Below are 24,496 nucleotides of genomic sequence, written 5' to 3'. Positions count from 1 at the left end.
CAGGCTAACGCGATTCCTGCGGGCGCCGGTACAGCATGTAGCTGAAACGGCCGTGGAGCCACGCCTCCCCCGCTGCGTCGTCGTGCTTGGGATGGATCACTTCGTCGTGCACGTGCGCGAAGTGGCCACCGAGCCGTGCGACCTCCTGCACGAGCCGGCGCTCGGCGTTCGCCATCAGCTCCCGATAGCACTGATCCCACAGCTCGTCACGATGTGCGAGCCTTCCTGAGACACGGCTGCTGGTTGCCTCGACGATGTGTTCCGCGACGAGTTCCGCCTCGAGTGGCGGCAGCTCCCGATGCCAGTAAACAGTCGTCCTGTTGTCATGGATCGTGGCGTTCACATGACACCTTTCAATCCATGCGCGTGACGGTCGTGATGGCTTCGCGCCGCGCGAGGCACACCGAGGCTATCCATGCGTGAGGTCTCTTCGCTCAGGCCTCTCGCTGCCCCACTTGCCGCCACACCAGTCGCGAGATGAGTTCCGAAAGCGCCCAGGACCCGAAGGCCGCGGCAAAGACCACAGCCCAGACTTCCACGGGAAGCGCAGCACTTCCCAGCAGGTTCGAGACGAACGGTATCGACGCTGCGGCGATCTGGATGCCGACCCCGCCGACCACGGCAGCATGCAGGTACGGGTTCGACAGCGGCCGCATCCATGTGTGCCGTGACGGGTACGTAAGGAACAATTGGCCAATGGCCATGAAGTGAAATGCGGCAGCGCGCGTGACCTCGAGGCTGTAGCCAAACGTCGGAAGGATTCCGAGGACGGCCAGCGCGAGCACAGCCTTCATGCTTCCCACGGCAACGACGAACCGGACCGAGGGCTGGTCCAGCAGCGGCGAGCCGGCCGGTCGCGGTTTCTGCTGCATGACCCCTGGGGTTCGATCGAAAGCCAGGGCGAGGGCAGGCAGGCCATCGGTCAGCAGATTGATCCACAAGATCTGGGCGGCCGTGAGCGGCAGCACGAGGTGCCCTGCCGCATCCCGGAGATCGATCGAGAACGCCACCACGGCGCCGCCGGCCACGAGCAGCACTTCCGAGAGATTGGTCGAGAACAGGAATCGAAGAAACTTCTGGATGTTCTCGTAGATGCCCCGGCCTTCCTCGACCGCGCTCACGACAGTGGCGAAGTTGTCGTCGAGCAGGACGAGATCGGCCACTTCCCGGCTGACGTCGGAGCCGCGCTGCCCCATGGCCACACCGACGTCGGAACGTTTCAGCGCGGGCGCATCGTTGACCCCGTCCCCGGTCATCGCGACTATCTGACCGAGCGCCTGCAGGGACTCCACGAGCAGCAGTTTCTGTTCTGGCCGCACCCGCGCGAATACATTCACTTCCGTCAGCGCGTCGTGGAGGGTGTGACGCTCGTACTCGGCAAGGTCCTCCCCGGTGAGCACCCGCACGCCAGGGATGCCGATCTGGTGCGCAATGGCAAGGGCCGTCACTGGATGGTCGCCGGTGATCATGACCACGCGGATACCGGCATCCAGCGCTGTCCGGACGGCCTTCGGCACTTCCGGCCGCGGCGGATCCCAGAACAGCGCGAGGCCCAGCAGCGACAGGTGCTCTTCGGCTTCACCGGGCGCGCTCGCGATCGCGAGGACGCGGAATCCCTCTTCGGCGTACGCCTCGGCTTTCCCTGTCCAGGACTCGCGATCCTCCACGCTCAGGTCGCACCGCGCGACAACGACCTCCGGAGCTCCCTTGAGAAAGCTCACCCTGTGCCCGTCTTCACGGACCGTGACGCGCGCGAACTTCCAGGCGCTGTCGAACGGCCGCTCGCTGATCACCGGGTGTTCCTGTCTCAGTCGTGCGACGTCGATGCCGTGCGCGCAGGCATAGCGCAGCAGTCCGGCATCGAGTGGATCACCTGCGCCGGTCGAGGGGTCCGCGTCGTTGGCGAGTGCGACGGCAACAAGCGCGCGCCCCAGGTCCGGCGCATCGATCGACCGGACGTCCATGCGGTTCTCGGTCAGCGTCCCGGTCTTGTCCGTAGCGATGACGGTCACCGAGCCCAGCGCCTCCACCGCCGAGAGCCGTCGCACCACGGCGCGGTGACGGGCCATGCGCTCGACTCCCAGGGCCAACGCGACGGTGAGCACCGCGGGCAGGCCTTCAGGGACGGCCGCGACGGCAAGAGCGACGGCAAAGATGATCATCTGCGGGGCGCGACTCAACCCCTCGGCGATCACGCCAGCCACACCAAGCAGGGCCGTCAGCGTGAGGACCCAACGCGCGATCCGTCGTCCGAGGACGTCGACCCGGCGTTCAAGCGGCGTCTTCGAGAGCTCGATGTCGCCGAGCATCGTTGCTAGGCGCCCCATCGCGCTCAGCGGTCCGGTTCGGGTGACCTCCAGAAGCGTCTTGCCGCGGACGAGCAAGGTGCCGCTGAACGCCTCGTCGTCCTGTCCCTTGTCGACAGGTACCGACTCTCCGGTCAGGATCGATTCATCGAGCATGGCGCCGCGTGGATCGCGGAGGACGCCGTCGGCCGGAACGCGGTCGCCTGACTCGAGTCGCACGCAATCGCCGGGCACGAGATCCTGCGTTGGCAGCCGCACGAACTCGCCGTCGCGAAGCACCCAGGCCTGGGCCCCGGCCAACACCTTGAGCCGGGCAAGCGCGGCCTCGGAGCGTTGCTCCTGATACAGGCCGAGAGCAGCGTTGAACAGCAGGATCAGGCCGATGGCGGCTGCCTCGATTGGCCAGCCGTGCCCGCCCTCGTACGCCCACAGCCCGAGATCGAACGTGAGTGCGAACAGCAGGATGAAGATCAGCGGGCTGTTGAACTGACGCAGGAAGCGCTGCCAGAGAGGCTCCGGAGCCTGCTCTGGCAGTGCATTCGGTCCAAATTGCCCGAGTCGTTCGACGGCGTCCGCTGTCGAAAGGCCACTCATCAGGCGAGCGCGTTGATCCGCGTCGCCGCCTGCTCCCGCATGGAGCCGGCAGGGAGCGCCAGGTCCAGCACCATCCGACCGTCGACAGTGCCGGACTTCAGCGCAGCGAAGATGTCGTTGATCGACTCCAGCGGCGCCGTATGAATATGCGCGTGCACCTTCCCTTCGGACGCGAACGCCACAGCCTCCGCCAGGTCCTTGCGTGTGCCGACGATCGAACCCCTGACTGTGATTCGCTTGAGGACGACGTCGAAGATGGGCGTCGGGAAGTCGCCAGGCGGCAGGCCGACAAGGCTGACGGTACCCTTTCGCCGCACCATCTGCAGCGCCTGCGAGAACGCCGGCACGGAGACCGCGGTTACGAGGACGCCGTGAGCTCCACCGTCGGTGTACTTCGTCACGATTTCCGCAGCATCCGGGGACATCGCGTTGACGGTCACATCAGCACCGAGCGTCCTGGCGAGGGCGAGCTTGTCGTCCGCGACGTCGATGGCGACGACGTGTAACCCCATCGCCTTGGCATACTGCACGGCGACGTGACCGAGGCCGCCGATTCCGGAGATGGCGAGCCATTCTCCTGGCTTCGCTTCGGTTTCCTTGATGCCCTTGTAGGTGGTGACGCCAGCGCACAGGATGGGCGCCAGGGCCGCGAAGTCCGGCCGTGCCGGCAGGCGGGCGAGGTAGGCGGCATTCCCGATCGCGTACTCCGCGAAAGTGCCGTTCACGCCGTAGCCGCTGTTGTGCTGGGACGGGCAGAGTGTCTCCCATCCGGTGATGCACGACTCGCATCCTCCGCACGCGTCGTGGAGCCAGGCGATGCCGACAGGATCGCCTTCTTTCAGCCCGGTCACGCCAGGTCCAAGGCCGGCGACGATGCCAGCGCCCTCATGACCGGGGATGAACGGTGGCGTCGGCTTCACGGGCCAGTCACCATCGGCGGCGTGCACATCCGTATGGCACACGCCACTTGCGACAATCTTCACGAGGACTTCTCCCGGCCCCGGCGTCGGGACGGGGACTTCCTCAATCGACAATGGCTGGCCGAGTGCGCGAACCACCGCCGCCTTCATAGTCCTGGACATCCTGCACCTCCGTTGCTTGCCGCGGTCGCACCAACGCAACCCGCGATCCACACCACCGACACATGCGCAACGGCGACGCCTGCCGCCGCTGTACAGCGCGGTCCGAGAACTGATTAGTGCGAAAGTGATGCCCACCGAGCACGGTGCTCTCGTGCGTGAAAACCAGCCAGAACGAAGACTCCGCGACGACAGGGAGAAAGAGTCCGCGCAACCGTGGGGAAAATTCCGGGCGGGCGCGGGACGCTGGGACGCTGCGCCTCGATCGTGTCGGGCTCAGGCCACTTGCGGCGAGATGCCCGCAATCCTCCCATCGGCACGGAACTGCAATGTCGCGAAGACCTCGACGACCAGAGCGACGGCAATGACGAGCAGCCGCGCCACAGGCGCGAACTGCGGCCAGAAGAGCAGCAGCACGATGGCGCTGGCCACCACCCAGATCGCGTCGGCAACGGTGAAGAACATCAAGGCCTGCCGGCTGACCGGCTGACGCTGGGCCGCAAACGCAAGCGCACCCGCGTAGGCCAGCAGACCGACGGCGATCGCGTCGAGCAGGATCGGCGCTTCGAGTCCGAAGAGCGCGTGCAGGTCACCTCGTGTCGCTACGGTCCCGAGGCCACATCCGGCGGTAGTAAGAGCGTTCAGCTGCAGAACGCGATGCGATGTCATGGCGCGAGTTCCTTTCAGAAGCCAGTTCATGACGACGAGCATCGCGCGCGACATGAAGCGCCGCAATTACGTGGGAGGGTAGGAGGCCGCTGCTCTTCCCGGCCGACATCGAATCCGAGGCCACCTGGATGCGACTGACCGCGCCGGCGGCCACGTGACGCGGCGGTAAGGAATCCACTAGGTCCTGGCACGACGCCGTTGTCCCGGCCTTCCCTTCCGTGCGAGGTAGTACGCATCCGTTCCGCGCGTCGTCCCAGGCCTTTGTGGGCGAACATCGACGCCGTCGAAGTACCGCACGAGCTCGAATCCAGCCACTCGCAGAGCCTGTTTGATCTCCGAGTCAGTCCAGGAGACGTGCCAGAGCGTCTCGCGCACGTGGCGCCAGAGACGTCCGGCCGGGAGGAGCCACTCGAAGTCCAGCCTCGCCCGCCGCCCGTCAGTCTCGACACTTCCGTGTTGCACGAGCTTGAATCTGGAATCTTCGAGCCAAAACGTCTGCGGGTACTCAACGCGCAACGATCGCGGTGTATTGACGTCGAAACAGAACCAACCGCCGTCTGCCAACGCGCGCGCGACAGCGTGCATCACTCGTGGCAGGTCACGGCGATCTGCGAGGTTGTTGAGCGACGCGAATTCTGCAAGAACGAGATCCACGGGTCGCGGCAATCGGAAGTCGCGCATGTCATCGCAGTGAACGGTGACGGCGAGTCCGGCCCGACGCGCCCTGGCGCGAACCGTCTCGCAGAACACGCGGGAGTCGTCCAGCGCGTCAACTTCAAGGCCATGCCGAGCAAGATCGAGCGCCGTCTCGCCGGTACCGCAACCAACATCACACACACTTTTTACGCTCGGCAGCACGGCGCACAGAATCTGCCTGCGGGCGTGACGGTTGATCGGCGCCGCATAGCCGCACAGAACGTCATAAAACCGAGCGAGCAATGCGTACGGCGCGTTGATCGGGACCTCTTGGGAGGCCGGGGGCGCGACGTCGACCGCAACCTTGAATCGATAGCCACGGCGCGGAAGGGTTTCGACGAACTGCGATCTTGCAGCCGAATCACCTAGCGCTTCACGCAACCGCTTGATGGCGGCGTTGATGCTGTGCTCGAAATCGACAAACGTATCCTGGCCCCACAGTTCACGACGGAGGTCATCGCGTGTGACCAGTGAGCCGGGCGAACGCACCAGGAGTGTGAGAATGCGAAATGGTTGCTCCGGCAGCAGCAGCCGACGGCCGTTCCTCGCGAGCTCCCCGGATCGCAGATCCAACGTGAAACCGGCAAACCGTACGAAATGCGGATCTCCCGACATCGCGGACACGCCTGAATCTCCCTGGACGTCCGATCCTAGCAGGCAAGACGCGCGCGAGAGTTCGCGTCACCTGCTTTTCACCTTCATATCACCGCTCGGTCATTTGAGCCACGACGGCGCCCGGGCTTTTTCGAAGTGGGAGCTGATGGCGGCCCTATGGCCCGGCACTTTCGTCGAGGAGGCCAACCTTCTCCTTTCAGATTTCGACCCTGCGAAGGGGGCTCGGTGATGAAGCGCGCGAGTGGATCGAGACGCTTCCCAGGCACGGCTATCGGTTTGCGGGATCATTGACGCCGAGTCCTCAGTCATCGAAGCCGGTCGCAACGGCGACGCGTGTCTTCTACGCGTGGTCGGTCGTGCCGCTGCTCGTTGCGGTTGGCGTCACGGTCGCCCTCCTGTGGGTGAAACAATCCGCGGTCGCCACGGTTCCCGTGCGATCGCTTGCAGTGCTGCCGTGCCGCAACGTTTCGGGAGATGCGCCGGCAGACTCCTTTGCGGACGGTATGACCGAGGCGATCACGACCGACCCCGTGAGCGTCTCCGCGGTCCGGGCCATCTCACGCCAATCCGTCACCCCCTTCCGGTGAACGGAAGGAGCGGCGCGAACCGGGTCCGTCTACAGCTTGCGAAAGTACGCCAGCAAGGCGACCCGGTCCTCGGCGGTCAGGAATCCACGGTCGATGACCGTTCCATCCGACGAAATGATCGGTGGCAGGTTCGGCGGCGGGAAGAGCCTCACCGATCGCCTGAAGAACGCGTCGTAGAGGTCGAGCACTTCCTCGAGCGTCGCGGCGGAGTTGTTGTGGAAGTACGGTGCGGTCCGGCTGATGCCGCGCAGTTGCGTGGACTCCATCACGCCAAGGTCCGCCGGCTGGCCAGTGAGGAGCAGCCGTCCGGGATCCGACGTCACGACTGTCTGGAACGTGCCGTCCGCCCGCTCAATCCGGTATGTGCGCGCGTTGCGCTCGAGTCGCGGCGGGCACGGCGCGAAGCCGTCGGTCGCCGACTGCGGACACGCGGTCAAAATACGAGTGAGCTCATTTCGTGCTCCGGGCTCCGTCCTCGTCTCCTCCTTCCTCGTCTCCTCCGTCCCCCCTCCTCCGTCCTCCCTCCTCCGTCCTCATCTCCTCCGTCCTTTCGGTAGAATCTCCCCGTGCCCTTCTGGTCCGTCGGGGACCACCTGACCCACCGCTTCAATGCCGACCTCGGCACCGGCCGCGTCACCGCCATCGAAGGGCGTGTCCTCGTCGTCCATTTCCCGCACGGCGCGACGACGCTGCGGCTGGCCGCCACCAGCGACGCGCTGGTTCCGGCGACGGCGACCGAGGCGGACCGGGCCCCTCGCCGCGACCGATCGCTGATCGAGCGGCTGGCCGCGGGCGAGATCGACGACACCGCGGACGTCCTCACGCGACTCGACGTGCTGCGCCTGCTCGCGACGCGTGAGGCAGGGGGCCTCGGGTCGTTCCTCGGTGGGCGGGTGCGGCTGTTCCCGCACCAGTTGCACGTCGCCGAACGCGCGACGGCAAGGCTGCCGGTGCGGTGGCTGCTGGCCGACGAAGTCGGACTTGGCAAGACGATCGAGGCGGCGCTGATCATGAATCGGCTGCTCCACACGCAGAAGATCGAGCGCTGCCTGGTCATCGTGCCCGAGGCGCTGACGGTGCAGTGGCTCGGCGAGCTGTGGCGCAAGTACCACCAGGTGTTCACGCTGCTCGATCCACCGCGCCTGGCCGACGTCGCGCGCGACTTCGGGGCCGGTTTCAATCCGTTCGACGTCCACCGCCGCGCCGTGCTCGCGCTCGAGACACTCGTCAGCCGGCCAGAGCTGGGCGCGCAGGCCGTCAGCGCCGGCATCGACCTGCTCGTGATCGACGAGGCGCAGCGACTGCGGCGTCCACCGGGCCATCCTGGCGAACCGGCCTATCGTGCCGTCGCTCCCATCGCCGCGCTCGGGCGGCACCTCCTGCTGCTCAGCGCGACGCCGCTCGAAGACGATGCGCACGGCTTCTTTCGGCTGCTGCAGTTGCTGCGGCCCGACGAGTTCCCGGAAGGACTGGATGTGGAGGCACGACTCCAATCGGGCGTGCCCTTGCCGCCGTGCACGAGTTCCACCCGTCGCGTCGACATCGGCGGGCTGCCTCCCCGCGCGCCGCTGCCTGTCGATCTCCCCGCCCACGAACAAGGGGCAGCAGGGATGCCAGACGATGGTGCGCCCCCGATCGACCTGGCCTCGCACGCTCGCCTGGCATATGCCCAGGGCACGCGCAACGACGCACTCGCGAGACGCCGTGCACTCGACCGCATCCGCCGCGCACTCGCGTCAGGCGCAGCACTGAGGGCCGTCCTCGGGCCAGACGAGATCGCCCTGCGCCAGCAGGCGGACACGATGGACCGCACCGATCCGCGACTCATGTGGCTGCTCAGGCAGGCGCCACTGTGGCGGCGCGCGAACGAGAAGACACTCGTGTTCGTCGCCCATCGCGAGACGCTGGAGATGTTGCGCGACGCGCTCAGCGCGCGCGCGCAGCTGGCCAGTGGTGTCTTCCACGAAGACCTGTCGGCGGCCCGGCGCGACACCGAAGTCGCGCGGTTTCGCGCCGACGATGGGCCGAGCCTGCTGGTGTCGACCGAAGCCGGCGGCGAGGGGCGCAACTTCGAGTTCTGCCAGCGACTCGTGCTCTACGACCTGCCGTGGGCACCGTCGACCGTGGAGCAGCGGATCGGACGACTGGACCGCATCGGACGCCGCATTCCTGTCGACGTCGTCTACTTCCGTCCGGCGGCCGGGATCGGCGCCGACGTGGTCCGGCTGTTCGAACGGCTCGGCCTGTTCCGGGCACCGATGGCCGGTGTCGAACCGCAACTCGCGCAGGTCGAGGATGCGCTCGACGCGGTCGCCCTCGATCCAGACGCCTCGCTGTCCGATGCGCAGATCGACCAGCTGATCGCGGCCGCCGAGGCCGCGCGGTCACGCATCCAGGACGCGGCCTACCAGCAATTGCACCGCGACCCCTATCAGGCCGACCTGGGGCCGTCGATTCTCGCGCGGATACCCGCCGGACTCGACGCGCTCATGGAACAGGTGGTCGTCAACGCCGCCTCCCGCCTGGGGTTTCGTGTCGAACAGGTCCGCGGCCGTCGCGCCTACGCCATCGAGTTCGGCAACGAGGCGCTCATCGACAGCCTGCCCGGTGTTGCCGGCGGATCGTCCTTCGTCGGCACGTTCGATCGCGACTACGCCGTCGAGGACGAGGCCATCGACTTCTTTGCCTCGGGTCACGCGCTCGTCGAGGGACTGCTGGCGCACTTCGAGGACGATCCGAAGGGACGTGTCGCGAGGCTCGAGGCACGCATCCCGGGCCATGGCGGCACCGGCGTGATCGCGTTCTACAAGGACGGTCCCGAGTTCGACGTCCTCGCGCTCGATGCCGCCGGCCGGCCCCGGCCGGCCTGGGCCGACGCGTTCCGTCGCGGCTCCGCGGGCGCGCAGCGGATGATGGCCGAAGATGCCGCCACGCACGACTGGGCTGCGTTCGTGACGCGTCTCTCCACGCAACTCGGGCCGCGCTCGCCGCACGCGCTCGCTGCCCTCGTCGTGCGCGACGCGTAGAGCAATCAGGTCCGAAGCGCGTCGTCTCCGACCGAGTTCAGCGCGATGGCCGATGGCCGACGAACGAAGGCCGACGGAGAACGCGCCGAGCCGCAAGATGTGGCTATGCCCGTCGTACGCGCCTGCATAATCGGATCTGACATGCTAGACAACACTTCCCGGACTCGTCGCCCGTTCGTTCTCGCCGAGGCGGTGACGCTGCTGGCGAACACGCCACGTACCCTCGACGCACTGCTGCGGACACTGTCGGACGACTGGCTCGCCGCGCACGAGGGCGGCGAGACCTGGAGTCCCCCCGACGTCCTCGGCCACCTGATTCACGGCGAGCGCACCGACTGGCTGCCGCGCGCCCGGATCATCATGCAACACGGCGAGGCGCAGGCATTCGAGCCGTACGACCGCTTCGCACAGTTTGCCGAGCGCGGGCGCCCGCTGCCCGACATGCTGGACGACTTCGCGTCGCTGCGGGCGCAGAACCTGCGCGATCTCGCGGCCCTGCAGATCACGCCGGCAGATCTCGAACGGCGAGGGCGCCATCCCGACTTCGGCCCTGTGACGCTGTCGCAACTGCTGGCGACGTGGGTCGCGCATGACCTGGACCACGTGATCCAGATCGCACGCGTGCTCGGGACGCAGTATGCGGACGAGGTCGGTCCCTGGCGACGCTACCTGCGTGTGATCAGTGGGCAGCAGGGGTAGGTAGGGCCCGCTCTCCGAGCGCGGCCCTGAGTTGCCTCACTGAGCGGCGTCGATCGACAATCGCGCGATGGCACGAGGTGACGTGACACCGCCGGTCGAGCCGATGCTGGCCAAGGCCGCGACAGACCTGCCCGACGGTGACGGCTGGTGCTACGAGCCGAAGTGGGATGGCTTCCGGGCGATCGCGTTTCGTGACGGCGGCTCCGTCTACATCCAGAGCCGGGACCTGAAGCCGCTCGATCGCTACTTCCCCGACGTCCACGACGCGCTCGTCCGGGGCTTGCCTGACGGGGCGGTCGTCGACGGCGAGGTGGTCATCGCCACGCCGCGTGGCCTCGACTTCGATGCGCTGCAGATGCGGCTGCACCCGGCCGCGTCGCGCGTCGAGAAATTGTCGCGCGAAACGCCGGCTTCCTTCGTCGCGTTCGACGTGCTCGCCGCCGATCACGAGGACCTGCGCAGGCACCCGCTGGCGGCCCGGCGCGCGCGCCTCGAAGCGCTCGCGCCCGGCTTCACGCCGTCGATGCACCTCACGCCACTGACACGCGACCGTGCCCTCGCGGCGGACTGGCTGGCCCGGTTCGAAGGAGCGGGGCTCGATGGCGTTGTCGCCAAGCACGCCGATGCGATCTACGAGCCTGGCCGCCGCACGATGGTCAAGATCAAGCACGTCCGCACTGCCGATTGCGTCGTCGCCGGCTTCCGCTGGCACAAGGCCGGCCCGGAGACACATGTGGGTTCCCTGCTGCTCGGCCTGTACGACGATGCCGGCGTCCTGCAACACGTGGGCGTGACGTCGTCGTTCACGATGGCGATGCGTCAGCAGCTAGCGACCGAACTCGCGCCGTTGCGGAAGGACGCCTTGCGCGAGCACCCGTGGCGCGCATGGGCCGAAGTCAGCGCCGCAGGCACGCGAATGCCCGGCGGGCAGAGTCGCTGGAGCGCGGGCAAGGATCTGTCGTGGGAACCCCTGCGCATCGAGCGGGTATGCGAGGTGACCTACGACCACCTGCAGGGCAATCGGTTCCGCCACGCGACGGTGTTCAGGCGCTGGCGCCCCGACAAGCCCCAGGAGCACTGCCGCTACGACCAGCTCGAGGTCACGACTCCTTACGAGTTGGCGCGTGTCTTCTCCGCGGCGCGGGCGGGGTCTGCGTAACATCCGCGAGCCAGTCCGTGCTCATGTCCTCGTTGGGATCCAGGGCGTCCTGCGACGGCCGGATCGCGTCGGGTACGTGCCGGAGGTTCACCCGCACCCGGGTCCATGTCGTGTGCCGTCCGCGCATGGCATCGACGAGCACGTCGGCCGGCTCGAGGTGTGCGACGACATCCGGATATCGCACCTTCCATCGTTCCAGCCCCGCCAGCGCATCCTCCTTGCGTCGCGCGCGGCCGATCTCGACCAGCGGGTGCACGGGCACACGACGACGTGACGGTTGGGCGCGCACCGGTTCGCCACGCTGCTTGCGGTAATGCGGTGGCCACGGCGCATCGCCGAGTCCGTCGTGCTCATGCCTGGACGACAGTTCGAGGAGCGCATCGAGGGCCTGCGGCACACGATCGATGCCGGCGTGCCTGTCGCCGATCCCCGAAAACCGCCCCGGCATCGTCACCAGCGTGAAGTCGGCCGGATCGCACGCCTCGACCTCGTCCCAGTCGAGCGGTGCCGAGACACGCGCGTCGACCGTGGGCCGCACCGAATACGCCGCGGCGACGGTGCGGTCCTTCGCGTTCTGGTTGTAGTCGATGAAGACGCCGTGCCGCTCTTCCTTCCACCACTTGCTCGTCGCCAGCGACGGCGCGCGACGCTCGACGTCACGGGCAAAAGCCAGCGCCGCCCGCCGCACCTGGTCAAACGTCCATCGCCGCTCGAGCCGCACGTACACGTGCATGCCGCGCGAGCCCGACGTCTTGGGCCACCCCGTCAGGCCGAGGTCCGCCAGTGCCGCGCGGACCACCATCGCGACCTGCCGCACCTGCGACCACGCGACGCCCGGCACCGGATCGAGATCGATGCGCAGTTCGTCCGGATGGTCGAGGTCGTCGGCGCGAACGGGATGCGGGTGCAATTCCAGGCACCCGAGATTGGCCATCCACGCGAGAGCCGCGGCTTCGCGCGGCACCACTTCCTCCGCCGTACGCCCCGAGGGGAACTCGAGCGTGACGACGTCCAGCCAGGGCGGCCGGGACGATGGCGCACGCTTCTGGAAGAAGAACTCACCGCCGACGCCATCGGGGTACCGAACGAGCACCGTCGGCCTGTCCTGGGTGGCGCGCAGGGCACCGTCAGCGACCGCAACGTAGTACTGCGCGACGTCGAGCTTGGTGTGCCGTGCCTCCGGGAACAAGACCTTGTCGGGGTGCGTGATGACCACGTCGTGGTCGCCGACGCGCAAGGTCACGGGATCGCTGTCAGCGGACATCCTCCGGGCCACGACGTGTGTCCGGTTCCGTTACGCGGCCAGGCCGCGTGTGCGCGCCACGGAGGGCGGTGGCAGCGGGCGCGTGTTCGACTGCGGACGCACCGTGGGGCCGTGGGGGCCGACTTCGTCCTGGCTGGAGCTGCGAGGAAGCACGAACAGCGCGAGCACCGCTGCGAGGACGATCAGGCCGAAGGCGAACCAGGCCCAGCTACGGTGAGTGTCGCGGCGGCGAAGGGCGTACGCATCGGTCATGAACCACGCTCCCATCTGGCGCGCGCGGCACTGCGCGCAATGTCGCGAGACCGGGCGCGGGGCCCGGTCTCGTTTTCGAGCGAGAACTACGCCGAAGGAATCGTGAGGACCTGGCCGACCTTGATCTTGTCCGGGTCGGACAGCTGATCCTTGTTGGCGTCGAAAATCTTCATGTACGCGTTGGCATCACCAAGGTGGGCCTTCGCGATCTTGCTGAGTGTATCGCCCGACTGGACGGTATAGGTGATCGCAGTGGGCTTGACCACGTCGATCTGGGCGTTCAGCTCGTCCTTCCACGTCGGCACGCTCTTGAGTGCGTCCCAGATCTTGTTCTTGTCGTCCTCCGACGTCACGGTCCCCTTGAACTGCAGGCGGCCGTTGGCCTCCTCGGCCGCTCCTTGCATACCCACGGACTTGGCCACATGAATGGCGGCGGCGTACTTATCGCGCAAGCTCATCGCAACTACTCCCTCGAAAGACTCCTGCTAGACCGGCATGCGGCCAGGACGACCGCGCAACTGAATGCGGCAACGCTCACGACGCGTAGCCGGATCCCCTAGATGCAATCGCAGCACCACCCTCACCGTCAATCTGCACCATGGGTGGATTTCACGGAAATGTAAGTGTCGAGCTTGCTCGAATCGTGGGTGTCGAGCTTGCTCAATCGTAGGTGTCGAGCTTGCTCGACACGGTCGCAGGACGACGGCGCGCGTGGCCTGCCTCCCACATGCCCCTCGCGAGGGCGCCGATGCGCTTGCGCTGCCCGGGGACCTTCTCGCCCGGGTCCTTGCCGTGCGGTGAGGCGTGTTCGATTTCGGCATTCATCTCGGCGCCGACCAGGATGGCGAGGCTGGACACGTAGAACCAGAGCATCAGCACCATGACGCCGCCCACCGCGCCATACGCCGCGTTGTAGTCCGTGAACCGCGTGACGTAGACGCGGAAGGCAAGCGAGGCGATGAGCCAGAGAATCGCCGCGACCACCGCGCCCGGCGTGATCCACACCCAGTCCTGTTCGGCATCCGGGGCGAAGTAGTAGACCAGCCCGACCCCGGTCGAGACCAGGGCGAAGACCATTGGCCATTGCAGGACCTTCCACGACCACTCGACCACCGTCCCCATCCGCAGCGTACGCCCGAGGTACTCCGCGATCTCGGGACCGGCGAGGACCAGCGAGAACGACAGCAGGACGAACACCGCGAGGGCAAGGGTCAGGCCGATGGCGATCACGCGCACCTTCCACCACGGCCGCGCCTCCTCGATGTCATAGGCCGCATTGAGGGCGCTCGTCGCCGCCACCATCGCGGCCGAACTGCTCCACAAGGCGGTGAGCACGCCGAAGGTGAGCAGGCCGCCATTCTCGGACTCGGAAATGCGCCGGATCTGATCGGCGACGATGTGGATCACGTCTTCCGAAGCCACTGGCCGCAGCACCCGCACGAGGGCGCCCGCCAGGTCGTGCAGCGGGAAGAAGCTGCCGAGCGCGAGCAGGAACAGGATCGCCGGGAAGAGTGCGAGGAACAGGTAATAAGCGAGTTGCGCCGCCAGCCCGAGACAGTCGTCGGCGATCATCTCCTTGACCGTGCGCTTGCTGACCTCGCGCCAGGTAATCGGCAAGTCGAAGAGCGGCATGCCGTGGGGCCATGCAAGCCGTCCGCCAACACGGTCTAGCGACTGCGCCGTTCGAGCTGGTCCCGCAAGAGCTGGGCGAGGGTCGGGAAGTCGATGGGCTTGTTGACGAACGGGAAGATGGGTCCACCGTTGCCAGCGCGCGTCAGCATCTCGCTCGGATACCCCGACATCAGCACCACGCGAAGCCCAGGCTGCCGGGCTGTCAACGCAATCGCGAGCGCGTACCCATCCATGCCGCCGAGGATCACGTCCGACAGCAGGAGGTCGATCTCACCGGCATGGGCCTCGGCGACCTCGAGCGCCTGCTCGGCACTCTCGGCCTCGATCACGCGATAACCGCGACGAGACAGGAAGCGATGCGCGACGCGGCGCACCGCTTCGCGATCCTCGACGAGGAGCACCGTCTCGTGGCCTCCCGGGAACGTTCGCGCCTCGACGGGCGCTACCGGGGCGGCCGCCGACGCCGGAATCGTCGGCAGGTAGACGCGTACGTCGCACCCGTGGCCTGGCGTCGACTCCAGGGCAACGCCGCCGCCGGCTTGGGTGACGATGTTGTGCACGGTCGGCAAACCCAGGCCGGTGCCCCGGTCATCAGCCTTGGTCGTGAAGAACGGCTCGAACGCACGCTGCCGGACTTCCTCCGGCATGCCGACGCCGTCGTCGCGTATCGAGAGGCAGAGGTAGGTGCGGCCTGGCTGCGCCGCCACGCCCGTGTCGTCGGTGAAGGCTGACGCGCCGGCGAGCGACGTGGCGATGCGGACCTTGCCGACATCGGCGATCGCGTCGCGGGCGTTGACGACCAGATTGGTCAGCACCTGCTCCATCTGGCCCGGATCGGCGAGCACGCGCGGCAGGCCCGTCAGCCACACCACTTCGAGCGAGACACGCGCCCCGAGCAGCCGCCGGAACAGCGGCGTCAGACGCGCCACCACATCGTCGAGTTGCAGCGGCTCGGGCTGCACCACCTGGCGCCGGCTGAACGTGAGCAACTGGCGCGACAGGTTGGTGGCCTGCTGTGCCGCCTCCTGGATCCCCTGCAGTTCCTCGAGTGCCGGAGAGTCGCGCGGCAGCAACTGGCGCGCGGCGTCGCAGTGCCCGAGTACCACCGTGAGGAGGTTGCTGAAGTCGTGGGCGATGCCGCCGGCGAGCCGCCCCAGTGCCTCCTGTTTCTGCGCCTGGAGGATTCGAGGGTGCGCGGCAAACGCCGCGTCCGGTCGTGAAGGCGCTTCCATATCGACGCACAACGTCGCCCACGCGTGCGCCGGCCCCGGCACCTCCCATGTGATCAGCAGCAACCGGAGATCGTCCTGCCCCTGGCGAGCGATCCGTCGCTCGCGCGGCTGGCCGGCGCCCAGCCGTGTCGCGAGTTCTGCCGCCGGCGGCCCATCAGCGATCTCGAACAGGTCGCGGATGGACTCTCCTCCTGGCGCCCAGGAGGCATCGCGCCCGAGCAGGCGCAGAGCCGTCGCATTCGCGGCGAGGACCGTACCACTGCGGCCGTCCCACACCAGCGTGCCGCAGCCATCGTGGGCAAGCCACCACCGCGCGTCACCAGGCACGCGCGTGTCGAGAGGCTCGGTCACGGCATCTTACGAAGGTTTCAGGACCAGGCAGCTGAGCGGGGGGAGGCTCACGCTCAGCGACTGGGCGTGGCCGTGCGCGGGCTCGCCGATGGTCATGACATGTCCGCCGTTGCCCATGTTGCTGCCTCCGTAGCTGGACGCGTCGCTGTTCAAGATCTCGTCATACCGACCGGCCCTGGGTACGCCGACGACGTACCGCTCGCGTGGCACCGGCGTGAAATTCATCACCACGACGACGAGGTCGTTGTGATCGGTCGCCCGCCTGATGTAGGAGATCACGCTGTTCTCGTTGTCGTTGCAATCGATCCACTGGAACCCGGTGTAGTCGTAGTCGCGTTGGTACAGCGATGGCTCCCGCCGGTAGAGGTGCGCGAGGTCGCCGACAAAGCGCAGGATGCCGTCGTGCGGGGCGTGGTCGAGCAGGAACCACGGCAGCGATTCGGCGTGATTCCACTCGCGCCATTGGCCGAACTCGCACCCCTGGAACAGCAGCTTCTTGCCCGGGTGCGTGAACATGTAGCCATAGAGCGCGCGCAGGTTCGCGGCCTTCTGCCACGAGTCGCCCGGCATCTTGTCGATCAGCGAGCGCTTCCCGTGCACGACCTCGTCGTGCGAGAACGGCAGGACGAAGTTCTCGTTGTAGGCATACAGCATCGAGAACGTCAGGTGCGTGTGCTCCCAGCGGCGGTGGATCGCGTCCTTGGAGGCGTAGGTCAGGATGTCGTGCATCCAGCCCATGTTCCACTTGTAGGTGAATCCGAGGCCGCCGAGATGCACGGGCCGGCTCACACCCGGCCACGCGGTCGACTCCTCTGCGATGGTCACCACGCCAGGATGGCGCTCGTGCACCAGGGCGTTGAGTTGCTGCAGGAAGGACACCGCGTCGAGGTTCTCGCGGCCGCCGTACGCGTTGGGCACCCACTCGCCCTCGTTGCGCGAGTAATCGAGGTACAGCATCGAGGCGACGGCATCCACGCGCAGCCCATCGAGGTGGAAGTCCTCGATCCAGGCGAGCGCGCTCGCCGTAAGGAAGTTGCGCACCTCGTTGCGCCCGTAGTTGAAGATCAGCGTGCCCCAGTCCATGTGCTCGCCTTGTCGCGGGTCGGCGTGCTCGTAGAGCGCGGTGCCGTCGAACCGTGCGAGACCGTGCGCGTCCTTGGGAAAGTGCCCGGGGACCCAGTCCAGGATCACACCGATGCCGGCGCGATGGAGGGTGTCGACGAAGGCGCGGAAGTCGTCGGGCGATCCGAACCGGCTCGTCGGCGCGAAGAACCCCGTGACCTGGTAGCCCCAGGAGCCGTCGTAGGGGAACTCCAGCACCGGCAGCAGTTCGACATGCGTGAAGCCGATGCGTTGGACGTGCGCGGCCAGGCGTGTCGCGAGCTCGGCGTACGAAAGGAACTCGCCGTCGGCGCTCCGGGCCCACGACCCGAGGTGCACCTCGTAGATTGCCATCGGCTGATCGAGCGCCTCGCGGCGCAAGGCCCGTTGCGCGATCCACTCGCCGTCCTGCCAGACGTGCTCGCTTTCGCCGCAGACGACCGACGCGGTCGCCGGTGGATGTTCGCCAGCCGCGGCGCACGGATCGGCCTTGAGAAACGGCGGCCCGCCAGCGGCTGGCGCGAGTTCGAACTTGTAGCGCGCGCCGGCGGCGACGCCTGGCACGAACAGTTCCCACACGCCTTGCGGAAGCCGTTGTCGCATCGGTTGGACCCGCCCGTCCCATCCGTTCCAGTCGCCGACGACGCTGACCCGGCGGGCATTGGGCGCCCACACCGCAAAGCGAGTCCCGGCGACGTGATCGATCACTGCCGGGTGCGCGCCAAGGACGCGGTTCAATTGCTGGTGGCGGCCCTCACCGATCAAGTAGAGATCGAGATCGCCGAGCAGGAGACCGAATCGATACGGATCCTCGACGATCGTGACCTCGCCGCTGTCGCGCCACGTCACTTCGAACCGGTAGGGCGCCAGCGTCGTCACGTCGTCGATCGTGACCTCGAACAGGCCTTCGGGATGCTTCACGGCCATGTCGTGCCCCGAACGCGATGCACCCGCGACGATGGCCCGCACGGCCGACGCGCGCGGCAGGAAGGCGCGAATCACCAACCGTCCGCGTTGGACGTGTGGACCGAGCACGGCAAACGGATCGCCGTGGGTGGCGTTGAGGATGGATCGCAGGGACGGATCGAGAAAGGTCACCATCGGGGCTCCAGGGACGGGTCGGCAGGACGGGTCGTGGCCAGCCACGAGTCGCGCTCTGCTTCGTCGGGGTGGTCACCCGGACCGCCGACCGACGTCACGCCCTGAGCATCGTAGACCGGGCACCACCCGATGGCCGCCGTCAGCGCAAGGCCGGCGGCGAGGACGCGAAGCGGCACGCGCACGGGAGCAGGGATGTCTGTGGTCGCCGCGATCGCGAGCCCGGCCCCGACCAGCCGGAGCACGCGCTCGAGATCGCCGACGTTCTGTCCATGCTCGAAAGCGAGCACCGTCGAGGGTGCCAGCAGCCCCGCCTCTTCCAGGGCTCGAATCAGCACCTCGTTGGACGGCTCGACGAGGACCTGCGAGCCCACGCGGACGACCGGCGTGCGCCGTTCACCGCCCGTGATCCGGGTGACCTCCTGCAGCGCGTCGAGGTGATCATCGACGTCGCTGACGTGGAAGGGAACGCGGATGCGGCGCAGGCAACGCAGGGTGCGAGCGGTGTCGACGCACCAGGCGGCCCCCAGGACCTCGACGGCGGGTAAAGCCTCGGTCATGACCGCGCCACGCTATCGGACTCTGAGCAACCCCGTCAATCCGGAAGGGCCACGGGCTCAGCCTTGACGCGACGGCGCGGTGCCTTCCGTGAGTCGGCGGACGATCTGCGGGACGACGCCGATGAACAGGGCGCTCTCGTGGCGAACCTCGGCGAGCAGCTCCGGCAACGGGCCGCCGTCACCGTACTTCAGGAACAGTTCGATGCCGGTGATCGCGCCGGCCAGGCGCACGGCGGCGAGGGTCGCCGCCGCGCCGCGCATCTTGTGGGTAATCCTCCCCAGCCGGTCATGGTCGTTGGCGGCAGCTGCGGCCTCGAGCGCCTCGAGTTCCCCCGGCAGCGACTCGGCAAACAACTGCAGCATCTGCGCGCCGAGGTCGGCGTTGTAGTTGCAGCGCAAGAGCACGTCGGCCGGGTCCAGGATGTCCTCGGCATCAGGGGCCTCGCCGAGCCTGGGCTCGTGGAGCGACGCGGCTGGCGCGGCAGCGGGCGTCATCGGCACGTCCTCCTCGTCGGCCGTCTTCCCGGCATCGCCGCCGACGAGCCGCAGCAGGGTCCGCTGCAGCACCGTGCCGCGCACGGGCTTGGTCAGGTACGCGTTCATGCCCGCGGCCAGGCACGCCTGGCGGTCCTCGGCGGTGGCATTGGCGGTGAGCGCGATGATCCACGGCGCGTGCGCAATGCGGCGCTGCTCCTGCGCCAGCCGGATGCGGCGCGTGGCTTCGAGGCCATCGACGACGGGCATCTGGCAGTCCATGAGGACGACGTCGTACGGCGTGGTGAGTGCGGCGGCCACGGCTCCTTCGCCGTCCGACACCAGGTCCACGTCGAGCCCCATCGACTGCAACAGGTCGCGCACGACCATCTGGTTGACGTCATGGTCGTCGGCGACGAGCACGCGCAGGCGTCGCGGCCACGCCGGTGGCGGCGGCCGTTCGCCCTGACCCGGGGACGATCCGACGACCGCCTGCATGATGGCGTCAAACAGGGCGGGGCCCTTGACGGGGCGGTCGATCCGCTCGCGAACGCTGGAGATCTCGCCCGGCACACGGCCATCTTCGGGGGTGATCCACACGACCCCGGGCGCGGGCGAGAGGTCGCGGAGATAGCGCGCGAAAGCGGCCGCGCCAGGCGCGAGACCGTCGAGCAGCACCACGCCGAAGCGCCAGCGCGAGGGCGTTGTCTGCCGGACGTGTTCGAGCCCTTCGTCGCAATCGGCCACGACACCGGCGTCGAAGCGCCAGCCCTCGAGCAAGCGGGCGACCTCGGCCCGATCGGCCGGGTCCTGCAACACCGCCAGCACTCGCAGCGGGACGTCGCCCTCGCGCTGGCTCTCGACCATCGCCGCATCCGCGACCTCGATGGGCAGCGTCACGGTGAAGGTGGCGCCGGCACGCGCCTCGCTGCGCGCCTCGATGGTGCCTTCCATGGCGTCCAACAGGCGCTTGCAGATGGTGAGGCCGAGCCCGGTGCCGCTGTGCCGGCGCGTGTTCGAGGCATCCCCTGGCGTGAACGGCAGGAACAGCCGGTCGATCAGGTCTGTCGTCATGCCGATCCCCGTGTCGTGGACCTCGATGCGTAAGCGCGCCGTGCGAGCGGGCACATCGACCTGCGCGCCTGCGTGCACGTGCACCTCGCCGCGCTCGGTGAACTTCACGGCGTTGGCCAGGAGGCTCACGAGCACCTGCCGCAATCGGCCAGGGTCGCCGATCACCCAGGTCGGGACGTCCTGCGTGACGGTGCACGAGAGGTGCAGCTTCTTGCGCGACGCCTCCGCCGCGACGACGTCCAGGCTGCTCTCGACGAGATCGGGCAAGTCGAACAGGGCACGATCCAGCACCAGCGCGCCGTCCTCGATGCGTGCGAGATCGAGGATCTCGGTAATGAGCGTGGCGAGATGAGTGGCCGACGCCCGCGCCACCGCGACGTACCGCGCCTGCAGCGGATCGAGCCGGGTCGCCAGGAGCAGTTCCATCAAGCCGAGCACGCCGTTGAGTGGCGTGCGCATCTCGTGGCTCATCGACCTGAGGAACTCGCTCTTGGCGGCGCTCGCACGCTCGGCGGCGACGCGCGCCCCCTCGAGTTCCTGCTGCACGTGCCGGCGCGCGGTGACGTCGGTGATCGTGCCGGCGACACCTTGCGGAGTGCCTCCCTCGATCATCGGCCGGGCAGCGATGGCCATCCAGCAAATCGAGCCCTCGCTCGTCAGGAATCGCAGTTCCTGGTGTGCCTCGTCGGCCCGGCGGGCCAGCAGATCACCGTACAACTGTTGTGCCGCGGCGCGGTCGTCCGGGTGTACGCATGTCTCGAAGGTCTGCCCGAGGGAGTCGTGGACGGCGTATCCGGTGAGGACCTGCCAGGCGCGATTCAGGAACGTCAGTCGGCCGTGGCCATCCACCTGGAAGATGACCTGCTCGACCTCGTCGATCACCCGCCGGCGCTGCTGCTCGCTCCGCTGCAGCGCCTCATCCCAGGCACGTTCCGCGCTGAGGGCGAGTGCCTCCCGCTCCGCGACGCGGGTGTAGACCAGCCAGCCCAGTGCCACCTGGAGCACGACGAGGACCGCAATCGCGGTCAGCGCAACGACGGCCGTCCGGCCCGCTGGGTCCGGGGAACTGGCCACCAGCCAGGCATACCGGATCGCGACACCGGCAACCGTCGCCGATGCCACCAACACCGCTGCGCCGAGGCCGAGCGCGCGCTTGGGCACAACAGCAGGATATGCCCGTACGAGGCGCCCGCGCGACGATAGCAGCGCACTGACTTTGGATAGCCCTGGTCGTCACCGGCCAGGTGGTCTGCGCGTGACCTACTTACCCGACAACATGACGGCGTGTCCCGTCTTCGCGCTCTCGCGTGCGGCGTCGAGAATCTCCGAGACGATCACGTTGTTCTGCAGTGAGGTCGGGCCCGACGGCACGAGGCGCCCGCGCACGACGGCCGTGAGGTAGTTCAGCGCGTTCTGCTCGTCCACCGGCCAGTCCTCCACCGGCACGTCGGCGACCGGCTGGCCACGGAGCTTGGTCCGCAAGGCCGCGCCGCCCGTCGCCCACGCCGCGGCGCTCTCGGTGTACACCTCGAGGTCCTTGCGATGGTCCGGCCAGTTCCATGACGCCTGCACGATGGCCTGCGCGCCCGTGTACTCCATGACGATCGTGGCCTCGTCGTCCACCTTGGGGTAGATCGCGGGCTTGTTGCGCTGGGTCACCGCCGTCACACGGATCGGCCGTTCGTTGTCGAGCAGCCACGTCGCGATGTTGGCGCCGTAGCAGCCGAAGTCGTACAACGCCCCCGCGCCATTGCGCACCGGATCCGAGAGCCAGTCGAAGAACTCGGGCTGGGTGCCGATCTCCTTCGGTCCGAAGTGGCCATCCATCGCCACGATCTTGCGGATCCGGCCGCCGGTCTTCTCCTCGTGCATCAGCCTCCAGATCGCGCGGTGGCTGCGGTACCAGGTCGTCTCGTAGTTGACCAGCACGTGGATCTTGCCGCGCATGGCGGCGGCCTCGATCGCCCTGGCATGTGCCGTCGACACCGCCAGCGGCTTCTCGACCATCACGTGCACGCCATGCTTCGCGGCAATCTCGATGACCTTCAGGTGATCGAAGGTGTTGGTGTAGACGACGAGCGCCTCGGGCCGGGCCGTCGTGATCAGCCGGTCCAGGTCGGCGAACATCTTCGCCGCGTCGATCGTGTGTGTCTCGGCAAACGTCTGGCGCAGCGCCGCGTCCGGCTCGTACACCCCGACCAGTTCGACGTCCGTGCGCTTGACCATCGCGGTCATGTGACCGCGCACGTGCCCGTGCACGAGGCCGGCGATGGCGATCCGCAGGGGCGGACCGCCTGGGGCGGCGGCCTGGGCACGCACAGACGACGCCGGAATCACCAGTGCTGACAGGACCAGCGCCATCGCCAGGACGATGGCCGATCGACGAAGCAGCGCATGGTACGACAGGCCATTCGCGGTGGTCGCGCGTGAGGAAGGCGAGGGATGCAGCATGAGGCTCGGGCTCCCGGATTCGAGGGTCGGCCGGAGCGTATCACGCGTGGACGCGCCGCTCGCCCGCCGTCTCTCGCTTGTGGCGCGCGCCCGGCTCCGCTATGTTCGGGCGATGGCCGGTCCCCCGAGTCACGCGCATTTCCCGACGCCGCTGTCCGACTACCCCCCGGCGTCACCGGACGGCCTGTTGCACACGCTGTCCGATCGCATCGCCCAGGATCCGGCCAATATCGTCGCGACCGGCATCTTCGGCCTCGCCATCCTGCACACCTTCCTGGCGCCGCGCGTCCTCGCGCTCGCGCACGACATCCAGCACCGCGCCGACCATGACGCCGATGCCGCGGGCAGGCCACGGCAACCCGCGTTCCTGTCGGAGATCCTCCATTTCGTCGGCGAGGTGGAGGTGGTCTTCGGCCTGTGGGCGGTGGTGCTGCTCGCCGCGGCTACGTGGGCCCGCGGGTGGACACTCACCAAGCACTACGTCAACGACACGGTCAACTACACCGAGCCCCTGTTCGTCGTTGTCATCATGGCCCTGGCCTCGACGCGGCCGATCATCGTCCTTGCCGAATGGGCGATGGGCAAGGTGGCGACGCTCGGCAGAAGCACGCCAGCGGCCTGGTGGTTCGCGACGCTGACGATCGGCCCGCTGCTCGGCTCGTTCATCACCGAACCGGCGGCGATGACCATCTGCGCGCTGCTGCTCTCGCGGCAGTTCTTCGACCTCAACCCGAGCCAGCGCCTCAAGTACGCCACGCTGGGCCTGCTGTTCGTTAATGTCTCGATCGGCGGCACGCTGACCCATTTCGCCGCACCGCCCATCCTGATGGTCGCGCGCCCGTGGGGATGGGACATGTGGTACGTGATGAGCCATTTCGGCTGGCGCACGCTGCTGGCAGTGTTCGGATCCGCGCTTCTCTACTACACGATGTTCCGCGCCGAACTGCAGGCACTGGCGACGCGTCCGGCGGTGATCGACCCCGAGGTCCCCGACGCCGATGCGGTCGCCAGCGGTCACGGCCTGCTAGTCCCCGTGCCCGCGTGGATCATCGTCGTGCACTGCTTGTTCATGGCGTGGACGGTGGTCAACTCGCACTACCCCGCGCTGTTCATCGGTGGCTTCCTGTTTTTCCTCGGGTTCGTGAAGGCGACCAGCGCCTGCCAGGCCGAAGTCCCGCTCAAATCGCCCTTGCTCGTGGGCTTCTTCCTCGCGGGCCTGGTGATTCACGGCGGCTTGCAGGGCTGGTGGATCGCACCGGTGCTCGCGAGCCTCAGCGAGACGCCGCTCTTCTTCGGCGCGGCGTTGCTGACGGCGTTCAACGACAACGCACTCATCACCTACCTGGCGACGCTCGTGCCGAACCTCGGCGAGGCGGCGAAGATGGCCGTCGTCGAGGGCGCCGTCACGGGCGGCGGCCTGACTGTGATCGCCAATGCGCCCAATCCGGCCGGACAGGCGATTCTCGGGCGATTCTTCGGCGGCGCGATCTCGCCGTTGTCGCTTGCGGCGGCCGCGCTGCTGCCGACGGCAGTGGCGGTGGTGTGTTACCGGCTGATTCCCTAGGCAGGCGGGTGGG

General features: G+C 67.7%; 19 protein-coding genes. 4 read left to right on the top strand and 15 right to left on the bottom strand.

Annotated elements, in window-relative coordinates; genetic code table 11:
• Positions 1-4 precede the first annotated feature (4 nt).
• The 6 genes from LuPra_RS05410 to LuPra_RS05380 form a co-directional block, all read right to left on the bottom strand.
• The gene (locus tag LuPra_RS05410; RefSeq protein WP_110169802.1) at positions 5-343 is read right to left on the bottom strand and encodes a hypothetical protein; all 339 of its coding nucleotides are present in this window, start codon (positions 341-343) and stop codon (positions 5-7) included.
• Between the two features lie 91 nt (positions 344-434).
• The gene (locus LuPra_RS05405; protein WP_110169801.1) at positions 435-2,900 is read right to left on the bottom strand and encodes a cation-translocating P-type ATPase; all 2,466 of its coding nucleotides are present in this window, start codon (positions 2,898-2,900) and stop codon (positions 435-437) included.
• The gene (gene adhP, locus LuPra_RS05400; protein WP_110169800.1) at positions 2,900-3,982 is read right to left on the bottom strand and encodes an alcohol dehydrogenase AdhP; all 1,083 of its coding nucleotides are present in this window, start codon (positions 3,980-3,982) and stop codon (positions 2,900-2,902) included. The genes LuPra_RS05405 and adhP overlap by 1 nt, the downstream gene beginning before the upstream one ends.
• Before the next feature lie 273 nt (positions 3,983-4,255).
• On the bottom strand, positions 4,256-4,648 hold the full coding sequence (locus LuPra_RS05395; RefSeq protein WP_157898771.1) for a hypothetical protein: 393 nt from the start codon (positions 4,646-4,648) through the stop codon (positions 4,256-4,258).
• Between the two features lie 177 nt (positions 4,649-4,825).
• A complete protein-coding gene (locus LuPra_RS05390) occupies positions 4,826-5,959 on the bottom strand; it encodes a methyltransferase domain-containing protein (RefSeq protein WP_110169798.1) in 1,134 nt (377 codons plus the stop codon).
• 616 nt (positions 5,960-6,575) lie between these two features.
• A complete protein-coding gene (locus LuPra_RS05380) occupies positions 6,576-6,869 on the bottom strand; it encodes a c-type cytochrome (protein WP_234800738.1) in 294 nt (97 codons plus the stop codon).
• A gap of 243 nt (positions 6,870-7,112) precedes the next feature.
• Here LuPra_RS05380 and LuPra_RS05375 point away from each other — a divergent pair, with 243 nt between their 5' ends.
• From LuPra_RS05375 to LuPra_RS05365, 3 genes are all read left to right on the top strand, one after another.
• The gene (locus LuPra_RS05375; RefSeq protein WP_110169795.1) at positions 7,113-9,572 is read left to right on the top strand and encodes a helicase-related protein; all 2,460 of its coding nucleotides are present in this window, start codon (positions 7,113-7,115) and stop codon (positions 9,570-9,572) included.
• A gap of 141 nt (positions 9,573-9,713) precedes the next feature.
• The gene (locus LuPra_RS05370; RefSeq protein WP_110174540.1) at positions 9,714-10,271 is read left to right on the top strand and encodes a DinB family protein; all 558 of its coding nucleotides are present in this window, start codon (positions 9,714-9,716) and stop codon (positions 10,269-10,271) included.
• A gap of 67 nt (positions 10,272-10,338) precedes the next feature.
• Complete coding sequence (locus LuPra_RS05365) at positions 10,339-11,430, top strand: ATP-dependent DNA ligase (RefSeq protein ID WP_110169794.1); 1,092 nt, start codon at positions 10,339-10,341, stop codon at positions 11,428-11,430.
• Here the strand turns inward: LuPra_RS05365 and ligD are convergent.
• From ligD to LuPra_RS05320, 9 genes are all read right to left on the bottom strand, one after another.
• Positions 11,372-12,694, bottom strand: coding sequence for a non-homologous end-joining DNA ligase (ligD, locus tag LuPra_RS05360; RefSeq protein WP_110169793.1), 1,323 nt, complete (start codon positions 12,692-12,694; stop codon positions 11,372-11,374). The two genes, LuPra_RS05365 and ligD, sit on opposite strands and share 59 nt — an antisense overlap.
• A gap of 30 nt (positions 12,695-12,724) precedes the next feature.
• Positions 12,725-12,946, bottom strand: a complete 222-nt coding sequence (locus LuPra_RS05355; RefSeq protein ID WP_157898769.1) for a hypothetical protein — start codon at positions 12,944-12,946, stop codon at positions 12,725-12,727.
• Between the two features lie 86 nt (positions 12,947-13,032).
• Complete coding sequence (locus tag LuPra_RS34070; RefSeq protein WP_110169791.1) at positions 13,033-13,404, bottom strand: LysM peptidoglycan-binding domain-containing protein; 372 nt, start codon at positions 13,402-13,404, stop codon at positions 13,033-13,035.
• Positions 13,405-13,606: 202 nt separating this feature from the next.
• The gene (locus LuPra_RS05345) at positions 13,607-14,578 is read right to left on the bottom strand and encodes a YihY/virulence factor BrkB family protein (protein ID WP_110169790.1); all 972 of its coding nucleotides are present in this window, start codon (positions 14,576-14,578) and stop codon (positions 13,607-13,609) included.
• A gap of 35 nt (positions 14,579-14,613) precedes the next feature.
• Positions 14,614-16,161: an ATP-binding protein gene (locus LuPra_RS05340; RefSeq protein ID WP_110169789.1), complete on the bottom strand. Its 1,548-nt coding sequence runs from the start codon at positions 16,159-16,161 to the stop codon at positions 14,614-14,616.
• A 6-nt stretch (positions 16,162-16,167) separates the two neighbouring features.
• Entirely contained in the window at positions 16,168-18,363 is a 2,196-nt protein-coding gene (glgB, locus tag LuPra_RS05335) for a 1,4-alpha-glucan branching protein GlgB (protein ID WP_110169788.1), read from the bottom strand.
• Positions 18,357-18,920, bottom strand: coding sequence for a glutaredoxin family protein (locus tag LuPra_RS05330; protein ID WP_110169787.1), 564 nt, complete (start codon positions 18,918-18,920; stop codon positions 18,357-18,359). The genes glgB and LuPra_RS05330 overlap by 7 nt, the downstream gene beginning before the upstream one ends.
• 57 nt (positions 18,921-18,977) lie before the next feature.
• Complete coding sequence (locus LuPra_RS05325; protein ID WP_110169786.1) at positions 18,978-21,629, bottom strand: PAS domain-containing hybrid sensor histidine kinase/response regulator; 2,652 nt, start codon at positions 21,627-21,629, stop codon at positions 18,978-18,980.
• Positions 21,630-21,728: 99 nt separating this feature from the next.
• Positions 21,729-22,919: a Gfo/Idh/MocA family protein gene (locus LuPra_RS05320; protein WP_234800737.1), complete on the bottom strand. Its 1,191-nt coding sequence runs from the start codon at positions 22,917-22,919 to the stop codon at positions 21,729-21,731.
• Between the two features lie 112 nt (positions 22,920-23,031).
• On the opposite strand from LuPra_RS05320, the gene LuPra_RS05315 reads away from it, so the two are divergent.
• Complete coding sequence (locus LuPra_RS05315; protein ID WP_110174538.1) at positions 23,032-24,483, top strand: putative Na+/H+ antiporter; 1,452 nt, start codon at positions 23,032-23,034, stop codon at positions 24,481-24,483.
• The last annotated feature ends 13 nt before the right edge of the window (positions 24,484-24,496 follow it).

Origin of the sequence: Luteitalea pratensis, from assembly GCF_001618865.1 — a bacterium.
GTDB classification, from domain to species: Bacteria; Acidobacteriota; Vicinamibacteria; order Vicinamibacterales; family Vicinamibacteraceae; genus Luteitalea; species Luteitalea pratensis.
The sequence above is the reverse complement of the archived record's forward strand: the minus strand, read 5'-3'. Positions and strand labels throughout refer to the sequence as shown.